Below are 16,305 nucleotides of genomic sequence, written 5' to 3' on the forward strand. Positions count from 1 at the left end.
AGTCTAAAGAGACTCACGCCCCCAGTCAAGGCAAAGCCCCGCTAGCGAACTAGCGAGGCTTCGACTCAATTTCCGCTGGAGTTCAGCGCTTCGGTCAGTGCGGCTTCCACCTCACTGGCGCTGACACGTACCGGCTTGTCGGCATCACGCTTGCGCTTGCGCTCGCTGTGATAGGCCAGACCGGTACCGGCCGGGATCAGACGACCCACGACCACGTTCTCTTTCAGACCACGCAGGTAGTCGCGCTTGCCAGTGACCGCCGCCTCGGTGAGGACGCGGGTGGTTTCCTGGAAGGACGCTGCCGAGATGAAGGACTCGGTGGACAGCGACGCCTTGGTGATACCCAGCAGTACGCGGGTGTACTTGGCGACGAACTTGTCCTCTTCGGCCAGACGCTCGTTCTCGCCCAGAACCTGGGTGAGTTCCATCTGGTCGCCCTTGATGAAGGACGAATCGCCGGACTCGGTGACTTCAACCTTACGCAGCATCTGACGCAGGATGGTCTCGATGTGCTTGTCGTTGATCTTCACGCCCTGCAGACGGTAAACGTCCTGGATCTCGTTGACGATGTACTTGGCCAGCGCGCTGACACCCAGCAGACGCAGGATGTCGTGCGGATCGCTCGGGCCGTCGGAGATGACTTCGCCGCGGTTCACTTGTTCGCCCTCGAAGACGTTCAGGTGACGCCACTTCGGAATCAGCTCCTCGTACGGATCGCTGCCATCGGTCGGGGTGATGACCAGACGGCGCTTGCCCTTGGTCTCCTTGCCGAAGCTGATGGTGCCGCTGATTTCCGCCAGGATCGAAGCTTCCTTCGGACGACGAGCTTCGAACAGATCGGCAACGCGCGGCAGACCACCGGTGATGTCGCGAGTCTTCGAGGTTTCCTGCGGGATACGGGCGATAACGTCACCGACCGCGATCTGCGCACCGTCCGCCACGCCGACCAGGGCGTTGGCAGGCAGGAAGTACTGGGCGGGAACGTCGGTACCCGGCAGCAGCAGTTCCTTGCCGTTGGCGTCGACCATCTTGATGGCCGGACGAATGTCCTTGCCAGCAGCCGGACGATCCTTCGGATCGAGAACCTCGATGTTGGTCAGACCGGTGAGTTCGTCGGTCTGACGCTTGATGGTGATGCCCTCCTCCATGCCGACGAAGGTCACGATACCCTTCATTTCGGTCACGATCGGGTGGGTGTGCGGGTCCCACTTGGCGACGATGGCGCCAGCGTCGACCTTGTCACCTTCCTTCACGGAGATCACGGCACCGTACGGCAGCTTGTAGCGCTCGCGCTCACGACCGAACTCGTCGGCCACGGCCAGCTCGCCGGAGCGGGAAACCGCTACCAGGTTGCCGTCGACACGCTCGACGTGCTTCAGGTTGTGCAGACGGATCGCACCACCGTTCTTCACCTGGACGCTGTCGGCAGCCGAGGTACGGCTTGCAGCACCACCGATGTGGAAGGTACGCATGGTCAGCTGGGTACCCGGCTCACCGATGGACTGGGCGGCGATGACGCCGACCGCTTCACCGATGTTGACCTGGTGACCGCGAGCCAGGTCGCGACCGTAGCACTTGGCGCAGATGCCGTAGCGGGTTTCGCAGGTGATCGGCGAACGCACGACCACTTCGTCGACGCTGTTGAGCTCGATGAACTCGACCCACTTCTCGTCGATCAGGGTGCCGGCCGGAACGATGACGTCCTCGGTGCCCGGCTTGAACACGTCCTTGGCAATCACACGGCCCAGTACGCGCTCACCCAGCGGCTCGACGACGTCACCACCTTCGATGTGCGGGGTCATCAGCAGGCCCTGCTCGGTGCCGCAATCGATCTCGGTCACCACCAGATCCTGGGCCACGTCGACCAGACGACGGGTCAGGTAACCGGAGTTCGCGGTCTTCAGTGCGGTATCCGCCAGACCCTTACGAGCACCGTGGGTGGAGATGAAGTACTGCAGAACCGACAGACCTTCGCGGAAGTTCGCGGTGATCGGCGTCTCGATGATGGAGCCGTCCGGCTTGGCCATCAGGCCACGCATACCGGCCAGCTGACGGATCTGGGCGGCGCTACCACGCGCACCGGAGTCCGCCATCATGTACATGGAGTTGAAGGACTCCTGCTCGACGGTCTTGCCTTCGCGATCGACAACCGGCTCTTTCGAGAGGTTGGCCATCATCGCCTTGGACACTTCGTCGTTGGCCTTCGACCAGAGGTCGATCACCTTGTTGTACTTCTCGCCCTGGGTGACCAGGCCGGAGGCGTACTGCGACTCGATTTCCTTCACTTCCTCGGTGGCGGCGTCGATGATGCGCGCCTTTTCTTCCGGGATGACGAAGTCGTTCACGCCGATCGACACACCGGAGATGGTCGAGTAGGCGAAACCGGTGTACATCAGCTGGTCAGCGAAGATGACGGTGTCCTTCAGACCCACGGTGCGGTAGCACTGGTTGATCAGCTTGGAGATCGCCTTCTTCTTCATCGGCTGGTTGACCACGTCGTAGGACAGGCCCGCCGGCACGATCTGGAACAGCAGCGCACGGCCGACGGTGGTGTCGACGATACGGGTGTTCTTGGTGATCGAACCGTCTTTTTCTTTGACGGTTTCGTTGATACGCACTTTCACGCGGGCGTGCAGGGACGCTTCGCCGGCGCGGAACACGCGGTCGACTTCCTGCAGGTCGGCGAAGACGCGACCTTCACCCTTGGCGTTCACCGCTTCACGGGTCATGTAGTACAGACCCAGTACCACGTCCTGCGACGGCACGATGATCGGCTCGCCGTTGGCGGGCGAGAGGATGTTGTTGGTCGACATCATCAGCGCGCGCGCTTCGAGCTGGGCTTCCAGGGTCAGCGGCACGTGAACGGCCATCTGGTCACCGTCGAAGTCGGCGTTGTACGCGGCGCAGACCAGCGGGTGCAGCTGAATCGCCTTACCTTCGATCAGTACCGGCTCGAACGCCTGGATACCCAGACGGTGCAGGGTCGGTGCGCGGTTGAGCAGGACGGGGTGTTCGCGGATCACTTCAGCGAGAACGTCCCAGACCTCCGGCAGCTCGCGCTCGACCATCTTCTTGGCGGCCTTAATAGTGGTCGCCAGACCACGCATTTCCAGCTTGCCGAAGATGAACGGCTTGAACAGTTCCAGGGCCATCTTCTTCGGCAGACCGCACTGGTGCAGACGCAGGGTCGGGCCCACGGTGATCACGGAACGACCGGAGTAGTCCACGCGCTTACCGAGCAGGTTCTGACGGAAGCGACCTTGCTTACCTTTGATCATGTCGGCCAGCGACTTCAGCGGACGCTTGTTCGAGCCGGTGATGGCGCGACCGCGACGGCCGTTGTCGAGCAGGGCGTCGACCGCTTCCTGCAGCATGCGCTTTTCGTTGCGCACGATGATGTCCGGCGCCGACAGATCGAGCAGGCGCTTCAGACGGTTGTTACGGTTGATCACGCGGCGATACAGATCGTTCAGGTCCGAAGTCGCGAAGCGGCCGCCATCCAGCGGTACCAGCGGACGCAGGTCCGGCGGCAGCACCGGCAGAACGGTCAGCACCATCCACTCCGGCAGGTTGCCGGAGTCCTTGAAGGCTTCCATCAGCTTCAGGCGCTTGGACAGCTTCTTGATCTTGGTCTCGGAGTTGGTCTGCGGAATCTCTTCACGCAGGCGGCCGATCTCGTGATCCAGGTCGATGGCGTGCAGCAGCTCGCGGACGGCCTCGGCGCCCATGCGCGCGTCGAAGTCGTCACCGAACTCTTCGAGGGCTTCGAAGTACTGCTCGTCGTTCAGCAGCTGGCCCTTCTCGAGGGTGGTCATGCCCGGATCGATCACCACGTAGCTCTCGAAATAGAGCACGCGTTCGATGTCACGCAGGGTCATGTCCATCAGCAGGCCGATACGGGACGGCAGCGACTTGAGGAACCAGATGTGGGCAACCGGCGAGGCCAGTTCGATGTGCGCCATGCGCTCACGACGAACCTTGGCCAGGGCCACTTCAACGCCGCACTTCTCGCAGATCACGCCGCGGTGCTTGAGGCGCTTGTACTTGCCGCACAGGCACTCGTAGTCCTTGACCGGGCCAAAGATCTTGGCGCAGAACAGGCCGTCGCGCTCAGGCTTGAAGGTACGGTAGTTGATGGTTTCCGGCTTTTTAACTTCACCGAACGACCACGAACGGATCATCTCAGGCGAGGCCAACCCGATGCGGATGGCGTCGAACTCTTCGATCTGACCCTGGTTTTTCAGCAAATTCAGTAGGTCTTTCAAGGCCTTTCCTCCTGGCGGAGCGGGCAGCGAGCTGGACTAGCCCCGCTGCCGATTCACGTCGTGTTATTCGGTTTCCAGATCGATGTCGATGCCGAGCGAACGGATCTCTTTGATCAGTACGTTGAAGGACTCGGGCATGCCCGGCTCCATACGGTGATCGCCATCCACGATGTTCTTGTACATCTTGGTACGGCCGTTCACGTCGTCCGACTTCACGGTCAGCATTTCCTGCAGGGTGTAGGCGGCGCCGTAGGCTTCCAGCGCCCAGACCTCCATCTCCCCGAAGCGCTGACCACCGAACTGCGCCTTACCACCCAGCGGCTGCTGAGTAACCAGGCTGTAGGAACCAGTGGAACGCGCGTGCATCTTGTCGTCCACCAGGTGGTTCAGTTTCAGCATGTACATGTAGCCGACGGTGGTCGGGCGCTCGAACTGGTTACCGGTACGACCGTCGAACAGGCGCATCTGGCCGCTTTCCGGCAGATCGGCCAGCTTCAGCATGGCCTTGATCTCGGTTTCCTTGGCGCCGTCGAACACGGCAGTCGCCATCGGTACACCGCCTTTGAGGTTCTTCGCCAGCTCGAGGATCTCGGTATCGGAGAACTCGTCGAGGTTTTCCTGACGACCACCGATCTCGTTGTAGATCTCGGCGAGGAACTTGCGCAGTTCGGCAACCTTGCGCTGCTCTTCGAGCATGCGGTTGATCTTCTCGCCCAGGCCCTTGGCCGCGAGGCCCAGGTGGGTTTCGAGGATCTGACCGACGTTCATACGCGACGGTACGCCCAGCGGGTTCAGGACGATGTCCACCGGCGTGCCGTTGGCGTCGTGCGGCATGTCTTCGACCGGCATGATCACCGAGACCACACCCTTGTTACCGTGACGACCGGCCATCTTGTCACCCGGCTGGATGCGACGGCGGATGGCCAGGTAGACCTTGACGATCTTCAGCACGCCCGGCGCCAGGTCATCGCCCTGCTGCAGCTTGCGCTTCTTGTCTTCGAACTTGTCGTCGAGCATCTGACGGCGGTCGGAGATGTAGGCCTGGGCCTTCTCCAGCTGCTCGTTCAGGGCGTCGTCGGCCATGCGCAGTTTGAACCACTGGCCACGCTCGAGACCGTCGAGGAACTCGTCGGTGATCGCGGTGCCTTTCTTCAGACCCGCGCCGCCTTCGGCGATCGCGCCAACCAGAGCCGAACGCAGACGCTCGAAGGTCGCGCCTTCGACGATGCGGAACTCTTCGTTGAGGTCCTTGCGGATCTCGTCCAGCTGCTGCTTCTCGATGGCCAGGGCGCGGCTGTCGCGCTCGACGCCATCACGGGTGAAGACCTGCACGTCGATGACGGTGCCCTTGGTGCCGGTCGGCACGCGCAGGGAGGTGTCCTTCACGTCGGACGCCTTCTCACCGAAGATCGCACGCAGCAGTTTTTCTTCCGGAGTCAGCTGGGTCTCGCCTTTCGGGGTGACCTTACCGACCAGGATGTCGCCCGGACCAACTTCGGCGCCGACGTAGACGATACCGGCTTCGTCCAGCTTGTTCAGAGCCGCTTCACCCACGTTCGGGATGTCAGAGGAGATTTCCTCTGGGCCGAGCTTGGTGTCACGCGCCACACAGGTCAGTTCCTGGATGTGGATGGTGGTGAAGCGGTCTTCCTGAACCACGCGCTCGGACAGGCAGATGGAGTCTTCGAAGTTGAAGCCGTTCCACGGCATGAACGCAACGCGCATGTTCTGACCCAGCGCAAGTTCACCCATGTCGGTGGACGGGCCGTCAGCCATGATGTCGCCACGCGCTACCTGATCACCCTTGCTCACCAGCGGACGCTGGTTGATGCAGGTGTTCTGGTTGGAGCGGGTGTATTTGGTCAGGTTGTAGATGTCGACACCGGCTTCGCCAGTCTCGACTTCGTCGTCGTTGACGCGAACCACGATACGGCTGGCATCGACCGAGTCGATCACGCCGCCACGACGGGCCACGACGCAGACGCCGGAGTCACGGGCGACGTTGCGCTCCATGCCGGTACCTACCAGCGGCTTGTCGGCGCGCAGGGTCGGAACAGCCTGACGCTGCATGTTCGAACCCATGAGTGCACGGTTGGCGTCGTCGTGCTCGAGGAACGGAATCAGCGAGGCGGCAACCGAGACTACCTGCTTCGGCGATACGTCCATCAGGGTGACGTCTTCCGGCGCCTTGACGGTGAATTCGTTCAGGTGACGTACGGCTACCAGCTCGTCGACCAGCTCACCCTTGTCGTTCAGGGTGGCGGACGCCTGGGCGATCACGTGATCGGCTTCTTCGATGGCGGACAGGAACACGATCTCGTCGGTGACCTTGCCTTCCTTGACCACGCGGTACGGGCTCTCCAGGAAGCCGTACTGGTTGGTGCGGGCGTAGGCAGCCAGCGAGTTGATCAGACCGATGTTCGGACCTTCAGGGGTTTCGATCGGGCACACACGGCCGTAGTGGGTCGGGTGTACGTCGCGGACTTCGAAGCCGGCGCGCTCACGGGTCAGACCGCCCGGACCGAGTGCGGAGACGCGGCGCTTGTGGGTGATCTCGGAGAGCGGGTTGTTCTGGTCCATGAACTGCGAGAGCTGGCTGGAACCGAAGAACTCCTTCACCGCCGCCGCAACCGGCTTGGCGTTGATCAGGTCCTGCGGCATCAGGCCTTCGCTTTCGGCCATGGACAGACGTTCCTTGACCGCGCGCTCGACGCGCACCAGACCAACGCGGAACTGGTTCTCGGCCATCTCGCCGACGCAACGCACGCGACGGTTACCCAGGTGGTCGATGTCGTCGACGATGCCCTTGCCGTTACGGATGTCGACCAGGGTCTTGAGTACGGCAACGATGTCTTCCTTGCTCAGCACGCCCGAACCTTCGATCTCGGTGCGACCGATACGACGGTTGAACTTCATGCGGCCCACGGCGGACAGGTCGTAACGCTCGGCGCTGAAGAACAGGTTGTTGAACAGGGTCTCGGCAGCGTCCTTGGTTGGCGGCTCGCCGGGACGCATCATGCGGTAGATCTCGACCAGCGCTTCCAGCTGATTGGTGGTGCTGTCGATCTTCAGGGTATCGGAGATGAACGGACCGCAATCGATGTCGTTGGTGTACAGGGTCTCGAAGCGAACGACGTTGGCCTTGGCCATCTTGGCCAGCAGGTCGGCGGTCAGCTCGGTGTTGCACTCGGCGATGATCTCGCCGGTAGCCGGGTGCACGATGGCCTTGGCAGTGGTACGGCCAATGACGTAATCGAGCGGAACTTCCAGCTCCTTGATGCCAGCCTTGTCCAGCTGGTTGATGTGGCGAGCCGTGATACGACGGCCCTGCTCCACGATCACCTTGCCGCTGGCGTCCTTGATGTCCAGAACCGCGACTTCGCCACGCAGACGCTGAGGCACCAGCTCCAGGCTCAGGCTCTCGTTCTTAACGTGGAACACGTTGGTGTCGTAGAAGGCATCCAGCACCTCTTCGGTGCTGTAGCCGAGCGCGCGCAGCAGGACGGACGCCGGCAGTTTGCGGCGACGGTCGATACGCACGAATACCGCGTCCTTCGGATCGAACTCGAAGTCCAGCCAGGAACCGCGGTAGGGGATGATGCGAGCGGAGTACAGCAGCTTGCCCGAGCTGTGGGTCTTGCCACGGTCGTGGTCGAAGAACACGCCCGGCGAACGGTGCAGCTGGGAAACGATCACGCGCTCGGTACCGTTGATGACGAAGGTACCGTTCTCGGTCATGAGCGGAATTTCGCCCATGTACACTTCCTGCTCTTTGATGTCCTTGATCGCTTTGTTCGACGATTCTTTGTCGAAAATGATCAGACGTACTTTCACGCGCAGCGGCACGGCGAAGGTCACGCCACGCAGGACGCACTCCTTGACGTCGAACGCCGGCTCGCCCAGGCGATAGCCGACGTACTCCAGGGCGGCGTTGCCGGAGTAGCTGATGATCGGGAATACGGATTTGAAGGCCGCATGCAGGCCGATGTCACGGAACTGCTCCTTGCTCACCCCTTGCTGCAGGAATTCGCGATAGGAATCCAGCTGGATGGCCAGGAGGTAAGGCACATCCATGACATCCGGCAACTTGCTAAAGTCCTTGCGGATACGTTTTTTCTCAGTGTATGAGTAAGCCATCAGCGTTCCCCAGCTTGGTCACCTGCTTGTTTGGTCAGCGCCGGCGGCGATGACCAGAAAATCGTGCAAACCCTCGGTTTGCAACCGCCTCTCGGGCGGGATCTTTCCCGGCTCCAGGTCGGCTGACGAACAGCCAACCTAGAACGGAAAAAGGCCGGTGGCAAAAGCCACCAGCCGTCAGCCTTGTGCGAATCGCTCGGGCTGTAGACGCAAGGTGCGAACTTACTTGAGCTCGACCTTGGCGCCAGCTTCTTCCAGCTTCTTCTTGGCGTCTTCAGCAGCTTCTTTGGTCAGACCTTCAGCGATGACCTGAGGAGCGGTGTCGACCTTCTCCTTGGCTTCTTTCAGGCCCAGACCGGTCAGCTCGCGAACAGCCTTGATCACGTTCACTTTCTTGTCGCCGGCTTCAGCCAGGACAACGTTGAACTCGGTTTGCTCTTCAACAGCGGCAGCAGCGCCAGCAGCCGGGCCAGCGGCAACGGCAGCAGCAGCGGTAACGCCGAAGGTTTCTTCCATCGCCTTGATCAGCTCAACGATTTCCATAACGGATTTCTGGCCGATAGCTTCGATGATTTGCTCGTTAGTCAGAGACATGACTATCAATTCCTGTATTGGGGTGACGGCCTACGCGACCATCAAATTAAACGTTTGATTTCGAAAGGGCTCACGCCGCCTTAGGCAGCAGCAGCTTCTTTCTGGTCGCGAATGGCTGCCAGAGTGCGAGCGAGTTTGCTGGTGGCGCCTTGGATAACGCTCATCAGCTGGGCGATGCCCTCGTCGCGGGTCGGCAGGCTTGCCAGTACGTCGATCTGGTTTGCTGCGAGGTACTTGCCCTCGAACGCAGCTGCCTTGATCTCGAACTTGTCCTGACCCTTGGCGAACTCCTTGAACAGACGAGCAGCAGCGCCCGGGTGTTCGTTGGAGAAAGCGATCAGGGTCGGGCCTTTGAACACGTCGTTGAGCACGTCGAACTGAGTGCCTTCAACGGCGCGCTTGAGCAGGGTGTTACGCACGACTTTCACGTACACACCAGCTTCGCGGGCCTCTTTACGGAGTCCGGTCATTGCGCCGACAGTCACGCCACGGGCATCAGCCACGACAGCGGACAGACCGGCTTTGGCAGCCTCGTTGACTTCAGCGACGATGGCCTTCTTGTCTTCGAGTTTAATTGCCACGGGTTTACTCCTGGATTTTACCGTTTCGCCAAACCGAGGTTCGGCGGCGTTTTGGTGTCTGATTCGGTAACGAATCGGGAGCACCATCTGCGTAGGCCATCAGGCGAACCTGACATTTAAAACGTGAGTCACCTACGGTCTTGGATAGCCCCCGCCAGGCAGGGACCCCAATCTTTCAAAGCCGGCAGCACACGGCTGCCGGCCCAATCACTTACGCGTCGAGCGAAGCCTGATCGATGATCAGACCCGGACCCATGGTGGTGCTCAGGGTCACGCGCTTGACGTAGATACCTTTCGAGGTCGACGGCTTCAGACGCTTCAGGTCGGACAGCAGGGCTTCCACGTTCTGCTTCAGCGCGGCGGCTTCGAAGCCGACCTTGCCGACGGAGGTGTGGATGATGCCGTTCTTGTCGGTACGGAAACGCACCTGACCAGCCTTGGCGTTCTTCACGGCGGTAGCGACGTCCGGAGTCACGGTGCCGACTTTCGGGTTCGGCATCAGGCCGCGCGGACCCAGTACCTGGCCCAGCTGGCCAACGACGCGCATGGCGTCCGGGGAAGCGATGACCACGTCGTAGTTCAGATCGCCGGCCTTCATTTCGGCAGCCAGATCGTCCATACCAACCTTGTCGGCACCGGCAGCCAGGGCAGCTTCAGCGCCCGGACCCTGGGTGAACACGGCAACGCGTACGGTCTTGCCAGTGCCGTTCGGCAGAACGGTGGCGCCACGTACGACCTGGTCGGATTTACGCGGGTCTACGCCCAGGTTCACGGCGACGTCGAAGGACTCGGTGAACTTGACGGCAGACAGCTCGGCCAGCAGGCTGGCAGCTTCTTCGAAGGTGTAGGCCTTGCCGGCTTCAACCTTGGCCGCGATGGCCTTTTGGCGCTTGGTCAACTTAGCCATTACACACCCTCCACGTTCAGGCCCATGCTACGAGCGGAGCCGGCGATGGTGCGCACGGCCGCATCCAGGTCAGCGGCAGTCAGATCGGCCTGCTTGGTCTTGGCGATCTCTTCCAGCTGAGCACGGGTAACGGTGCCTACTTTGACGGTGTTCGGACGAGCGGAGCCGCTGGTCAGGCCAGCGGCCTTCTTCAGCAGTACCGATGCCGGGGTGCTCTTGGTTTCAAAGGTGAAGCTGCGGTCGCTGTAAACGGTGATGATCACAGGAGTCGGCAGACCAGGTTCCATGCCCTGAGTCTTGGCGTTGAACGCCTTGCAGAATTCCATGATGTTCACGCCGTGCTGACCCAGAGCGGGACCGACGGGTGGCGACGGGTTTGCCTGACCGGCTTTAACCTGCAGCTTGATATAAGCCTGAATCTTCTTAGCCATTAGCTACTCCAATTTCGGGTTCGAACGCCTGACGGCTCCCCGAGGTTACTTACGCATTTATCCCAGTGACGACAAAACCCCGCAGCCTAAGGCTGCGGGGTGAGGGATGCTTATGTCAGTTATGCCTTTTCGACCTGACTGAACTCCAGCTCGACCGGGGTGGAGCGACCGAAGATGGTCACAGCAACCTGGATGCGGCTCTTCTCGTAATTCACTTCTTCGACCACGCCACCGAAATCGGCGAACGGACCATCGACAACACGAACCATCTCGCCCGGCTCGAACAGCGTCTTCGGCTTGGGCTTGTCACCACTGTCGGCAACACGACGCAGGATGGCTTCGGCTTCTTTTTCGGTGATCGGCGCCGGCTTGTCGGCAGTGCCACCAATGAAACCCATGACGCGCGGCGTATCCTTGATCAAGTGCCAAGTCGCCTCGTTCATTTCCATCTGCACCAGAACATAGCCAGGGAAGAACTTGCGCTCACTCTTGCGCTTCTGACCATTGCGCATCTCGACCACTTCTTCAGTGGGAACGAGAATCTCACCGAAGTCATCTTCCATGCCAGCCAGCTTCACGCGCTCGATGAGCGAGCGCATGACATGCTTCTCGTAACCCGAGTAAGCATGCACGACGTACCAACGCTTAGCCACGAGACACCCTTAACCAACAATCAGGGAAACAAGCCAACCGAGCAGGGAATCGAGCCCCCACAGCAGCAGCGCCATTACCAGAACCACTGCAACCACGATCAGAGTGGTCTGCATGGTCTCCTGGCGGGTCGGCCAAACAACTTTACGAATCTCGACGCGCGCTTCTTTCAGCAGCACCGCAAAGGCCTGACCACGAGCAGTCTGAAATGCCACGAACGCAGCAACAGCAGCCAACGCCACCAGACCCAGAACACGATACAGAACCGGCTCAGCAGAGAAGTACTGATTACCCACGACACCCACAGCAACCAGGGCAGCGACAACCAGCCACTTGACCAGATCAAAGCGAGAGTCTTTGGCTTCAGCCTTAACATTCATTCGAGAGGATCCTGTGAAAGACACGCCAGATTCGTTAGAAAATGGCAGGTCAGGAGGGAATCGAACCCCCAACCTGCGGTTTTGGAGACCGCCGCTCTGCCAATTGAGCTACTGACCTAAAGCAAAATCAGGCCGACCATTATGCCGGCCCGAGAGGAACAGATCAACCGATTACTCGATGATCTTGGCAACCACGCCGGCACCGACGGTACGACCGCCTTCGCGGATCGCGAAACGCAGGCCGTCTTCCATGGCGATCGGCTTGATCAGGGTAACAACCATCTTGATGTTGTCGCCCGGCATTACCATCTCAACGCCTTCCGGCAGTTCGCACGAACCGGTCACGTCAGTGGTACGGAAGTAGAACTGCGGACGGTAGCCCTTGAAGAACGGGGTGTGACGACCACCTTCTTCCTTGGACAGCACGTACACTTCAGCTTCGAACTTGGTGTGCGGCTTGATGGTGCCCGGCTTGGCCAGAACCTGACCACGCTCGACTTCATCACGCTTGGTGCCGCGCAGCAGCACGCCGCAGTTCTCACCAGCACGACCTTCGTCCAGCAGCTTGCGGAACATCTCAACGCCGGTGCAGGTGGTCTTGGTGGTCGGACGCAGACCAACGATTTCGATTTCTTCCTGGATTTTGACGATACCGCGCTCGACACGACCGGTTACTACAGTACCGCGGCCGGAGATCGAGAACACGTCTTCGATCGGCATCAGGAACGGACGATCGATGGCACGAACCGGCTCAGGAATGTAGGTATCCAGAGTCTCAACCAGCTTCTTGACGGCACTGGTGCCCAGCTCGTTGGTGTCTTCGCCGTTCAGCGCCATCAGCGCGGAGCCGATGATGATCGGAGTGTCGTCACCCGGGAAATCGTAGGTGCTCAGCAGGTCGCGAACTTCCATCTCGACCAGCTCCAGCAGCTCGGCGTCGTCAACCATGTCAGCCTTGTTCAGGAAGACAACGATGTACGGAACGCCAACCTGACGGGACAGCAGGATGTGCTCACGGGTTTGCGGCATGGGGCCGTCGGCAGCCGAGCAGACCAGGATCGCGCCGTCCATCTGGGCAGCACCGGTGATCATGTTCTTCACATAGTCAGCGTGACCCGGGCAGTCAACGTGCGCGTAGTGACGAATGTTGGAGTCGTACTCTACGTGCGCGGTGTTGATGGTGATACCACGAGCTTTTTCTTCCGGAGCGCTGTCGATCTTGTCGAAATCAACACGAGCCGAACCGAATACTTCGGAGCAGACGCGAGTCAGGGCAGCGGTCAGAGTGGTCTTACCGTGGTCAACGTGACCGATGGTGCCGACGTTGACGTGCGGTTTGTTACGTTCGAATTTCTCTTTAGCCATCTTGACCGTCTCCTAGCGAAGAATTGAGCAAGCCATGCCGCCATTAAAACAAAGGCAGATACTTTCATATCTGCCTTCATTAGATGGAGCTCATGAGCGGATTTGAACCGCTGACCTCACCCTTACCAAGGGTGTGCTCTACCAGCTGAGCTACATGAGCCAAACTCTATTGCGCCAACCACAAACTGGAGCGGGTAGCGGGAATCGAACCCGCATCATCAGCTTGGAAGGCTGAGGTTCTACCACTGAACTATACCCGCGGAGCCTGCAGCTCACGCCGAATCTGGTGGAGGGGGAAGGATTCGAACCTTCGAAGTCGATGACGTCAGATTTACAGTCTGATCCCTTTGGCCGCTCGGGAACCCCTCCAAAGTGAGGCGGCATTTTCTAGATCTGCCACCCTGCTGTCAAGCTTTTTCTCATTAAAATCTTGAGGTTAGCTACTTTGACAACATCTTCGTCGGGAACCAACTTTGACCACCCTGCGAAGCGGGCGCCATTCTATGCAAACTACTGGAGCAATGCAACGCCTTCACACGGCATTAATTGATGCTGCAAACCAGCAAAGTCTCCAGCCAAACGCCCAAGTAAAAACTCATCGGCCAAGCGCCTGCTTTCAGGCGCTACACGCACCCAGAAGCTGCGATGCGCACGCGACAGTTCGCGCATCTGGGGCTCGTACCCCGCCTCCCGCAAGCGCTGCATGACACTGCCAGCCGAATCGCCGCGAGGAAATATCCCGAGAGAAATGCCATTGGCCAGCTCGCCCTGGGTAATGATGTAACTGTCGATGCGCCGCGCCTGAAGCTCTCGCAACTGACGAAGAGATGCCTGCCTGGAGGCGAGCGGCGGCAGATAGACCCAATACTCGACCCCGGCCGCAGCATCAACACTACGCACCTCGGCCTGAATATCCAGACTCAACAGGCGCTGCTCGACCACTCTGGCCTTCTCTTCTGCCTCGAAGCTTCCGAGATAGAGACACACAGCAGCAGATGCACTGGCAGACGCGGATTCATCCGCCCTGGCGCGCGGCGAGCTGGACTCGCTCAGCAAGCGAATATCCTGCCTCGCACCCTGATAGGCGCCCGCCGGCGCCACTTCCTTGGCCCGCAAGGGAGCCTGCTGTTGATGCCACACGTAATAAAAGGCATTGAGCAATATGAGCAGCAGAAGAATCCAGCGCATGCCTTGTCTCAACTCAAGGGGCAGGCGATAGCCAGCCCAACGAAAACCAGATCAGGAACGACCTGAGCCTCTGGCACCGCATCCCGCACCAGCTCAGCGTCCCCTCCCGTCAGGAAGACCTCGAAGCCACCGGGAAAGCGCGAGCGCGCCTGAGCCAGCTGCTCGGCGACGAACCCTCTCAACATCAGCAAGCAGCCACGCTCTACAGCCTCTGCAGTTGAGCGACCAGGTTCGAGCTCTTGCAATGCTGCCAGCGCAACCTCCCGGTCATAGCGAATGCGCCGGGTATGGGTGCTCAACTGATCTCGCATGAGGGGCAGCCCCGGGCAAATGAACCCTCCGAGATGCTCGCCATCGGCGGAAACGAAATCAGCCGTCACAGCGGTGCCCAAGTCGACCACCAAGCAGGCCCGCTGCCCCAGATGATAACCACCAAGCAGCGCCAACCACCTGTCCAACCCCAGACGCTGATAGTCGTGATAGCCGTTGCGAACGCCACCCACCTGGCTGGAGGACTGCGCGCAGACCACCTCGACACCTAGTGAGGCTTTCAATCGAGTGACCAACTGCTCGGTCTCTGCATCGCTGCGCACGCTGACCAGGCGGCAGCGCTGTACCTTCACACCGGAACCGGCAAGAGCCTCGAAAAGCCCGTCGTCGGAGTCGACGATGCCTGCACAGATACGCTCACGGCCGCCAGGCGAAATCACTCGCCACTTGATGAAACTGTTACCGCAGTCGAGCTCAAGAATCATGCTGCAACCTCAGGCTCAACTCACCGCCACTGAAAACCTGTTCGACACCATCCACCTCGAGACGAATGGCGCCACGATCGTCGACACCCAGCACCACCCCCAGCGTCGCGTTGGTGCCAGCCAGTAGCGCCACCGGACGGCCGCGCCACAGATGGAGCACCTCCCATTCATCGCGCACGCTGGAAAAACCACTCTGCCAATGAAGAGACACATAGCGCGTCAACTGACGAAGCACCTCGCCCGCCAGCTCATTTCGATCGATCATTCGCCCTAGATGCTGACGCATCGACGTCCAAGGCTGATCTATCGCCGCCGTCGCATCGACCGCCATGTTCACGTTGATCCCAACGCCTATGACGACATGACAGACATCTGCCGGATCTCCGGAAAGCTCCAGCAGTATGCCGGCAATCTTTTGGCCATCGACCAGAATGTCATTCGGCCATTTGAGTCCGGCAGCCTCCAGACCGCTGGCCCGCAGCGCCTTTGCCACCGCCAAGCCGACCGTCAGGCTGAGAGCCTCGACCTGGCGCATACCGCCATCGACCCGCAACGCCAAACTGCAGTAAAGATTTTCCGCGAAGGGGCTCGCCCAGGCACGCCCTCGCCTCCCACGTCCGGCGGTCTGTCGCTCGGAAAGCAGGACGAAGGGCGCTCCACAGCCGGACTCGAGACGGCGAAACACTTCCGCATTGGTCGAATCCAGGCTGGCCTCAACGAAAACAGGCCACCCCGTATCACCGGCGTTTCGCTCAATCTCTTTGGCATTCAGCAATGTCATAGGGGCAGACAACCGGTAACCGCGACCGGGAACCTTGAACACTTCGATCCCCAGCTCAGCCTCCAGACTCTGTAATTGCTTCCAGATCGCGCTACGACTGATACCCAGCACGCCCCCCAAGGCCTCGCCGGAATGAAAGCGCCCATCCTGCAGAAGTTTCAACAATGCCAGCATGCCAGGCCCCGCCAAGAACAAGGCTGGCATGATAACGACGAGCCCCGCGCTTGCATAGAAAACAGCCTCTGCCACCAGGATCTCAGGACAAAACGT

12 protein-coding genes and 4 tRNA genes are annotated in these 16,305 nt (G+C 60.2%); all 16 read right to left on the reverse strand.

What is annotated here, in order from left to right:
• Positions 1 to 65: 65 nt before the first annotated feature.
• On the reverse strand, positions 66 to 4,265 hold the full coding sequence (gene rpoC / locus N7333_RS13380) for a DNA-directed RNA polymerase subunit beta' (protein ID WP_004373432.1): 4,200 nt from the start codon (positions 4,263 to 4,265) through the stop codon (positions 66 to 68).
• A gap of 63 nt (positions 4,266 to 4,328) precedes the next feature.
• A complete protein-coding gene (gene rpoB, locus N7333_RS13385; RefSeq protein WP_252576692.1) occupies positions 4,329 to 8,402 on the reverse strand; it encodes a DNA-directed RNA polymerase subunit beta in 4,074 nt (1,357 codons plus the stop codon).
• A 222-nt stretch (positions 8,403 to 8,624) separates the two neighbouring features.
• Positions 8,625 to 8,996, reverse strand: a complete 372-nt coding sequence (gene rplL / locus N7333_RS13390; RefSeq protein ID WP_004373436.1) for a 50S ribosomal protein L7/L12 — start codon at positions 8,994 to 8,996, stop codon at positions 8,625 to 8,627.
• 80 nt (positions 8,997 to 9,076) lie between these two features.
• The gene (rplJ, locus tag N7333_RS13395; RefSeq protein WP_003463333.1) at positions 9,077 to 9,577 is read right to left on the reverse strand and encodes a 50S ribosomal protein L10; all 501 of its coding nucleotides are present in this window, start codon (positions 9,575 to 9,577) and stop codon (positions 9,077 to 9,079) included.
• A 211-nt stretch (positions 9,578 to 9,788) separates the two neighbouring features.
• On the reverse strand, positions 9,789 to 10,484 hold the full coding sequence (rplA, locus tag N7333_RS13400; protein WP_024309661.1) for a 50S ribosomal protein L1: 696 nt from the start codon (positions 10,482 to 10,484) through the stop codon (positions 9,789 to 9,791).
• Positions 10,484 to 10,915: a 50S ribosomal protein L11 gene (rplK, locus tag N7333_RS13405; protein ID WP_004373444.1), complete on the reverse strand. Its 432-nt coding sequence runs from the start codon at positions 10,913 to 10,915 to the stop codon at positions 10,484 to 10,486. Before rplK ends, rplA begins: the two co-directional genes overlap by 1 nt.
• A 119-nt stretch (positions 10,916 to 11,034) precedes the next feature.
• Positions 11,035 to 11,568, reverse strand: coding sequence for a transcription termination/antitermination protein NusG (gene nusG, locus N7333_RS13410; RefSeq protein ID WP_004373446.1), 534 nt, complete (start codon positions 11,566 to 11,568; stop codon positions 11,035 to 11,037).
• A gap of 9 nt (positions 11,569 to 11,577) precedes the next feature.
• Positions 11,578 to 11,946, reverse strand: a complete 369-nt coding sequence (gene secE / locus N7333_RS13415; RefSeq protein ID WP_004373448.1) for a preprotein translocase subunit SecE — start codon at positions 11,944 to 11,946, stop codon at positions 11,578 to 11,580.
• A gap of 42 nt (positions 11,947 to 11,988) precedes the next feature.
• Positions 11,989 to 12,064, reverse strand: a tRNA-Trp gene (locus tag N7333_RS13420).
• 53 nt (positions 12,065 to 12,117) lie between these two features.
• Positions 12,118 to 13,311 (reverse strand): elongation factor Tu, encoded by a 1,194-nt coding sequence (gene tuf, locus N7333_RS13425; RefSeq protein WP_004373450.1) that lies wholly within the window; start codon positions 13,309 to 13,311, stop codon positions 12,118 to 12,120.
• Positions 13,312 to 13,395: 84 nt separating this feature from the next.
• Positions 13,396 to 13,471: transfer RNA gene (locus N7333_RS13430), tRNA-Thr, on the reverse strand.
• A 26-nt stretch (positions 13,472 to 13,497) separates the two neighbouring features.
• A tRNA-Gly gene (locus tag N7333_RS13435) sits at positions 13,498 to 13,571 on the reverse strand.
• Positions 13,572 to 13,595: 24 nt separating this feature from the next.
• Positions 13,596 to 13,680 (reverse strand) — tRNA-Tyr (locus N7333_RS13440).
• A 141-nt stretch (positions 13,681 to 13,821) separates the two neighbouring features.
• Positions 13,822 to 14,499, reverse strand: coding sequence for an SPOR domain-containing protein (locus N7333_RS13445; protein ID WP_004373453.1), 678 nt, complete (start codon positions 14,497 to 14,499; stop codon positions 13,822 to 13,824).
• Between the two features lie 8 nt (positions 14,500 to 14,507).
• A complete protein-coding gene (locus N7333_RS13450) occupies positions 14,508 to 15,254 on the reverse strand; it encodes a pantothenate kinase (RefSeq protein ID WP_012019785.1) in 747 nt (248 codons plus the stop codon).
• Complete coding sequence (birA, locus tag N7333_RS13455) at positions 15,244 to 16,209, reverse strand: bifunctional biotin--[acetyl-CoA-carboxylase] ligase/biotin operon repressor BirA (RefSeq protein WP_129484224.1); 966 nt, start codon at positions 16,207 to 16,209, stop codon at positions 15,244 to 15,246. The genes N7333_RS13450 and birA overlap by 11 nt, the downstream gene beginning before the upstream one ends.
• Positions 16,210 to 16,305 lie beyond the last annotated feature (96 nt).

It is taken from the genome of Pseudomonas sp. GD04158 (assembly GCF_029834875.1).
GTDB lineage: Bacteria > Pseudomonadota > Gammaproteobacteria > Pseudomonadales > Pseudomonadaceae > Aquipseudomonas > Aquipseudomonas hydrolytica.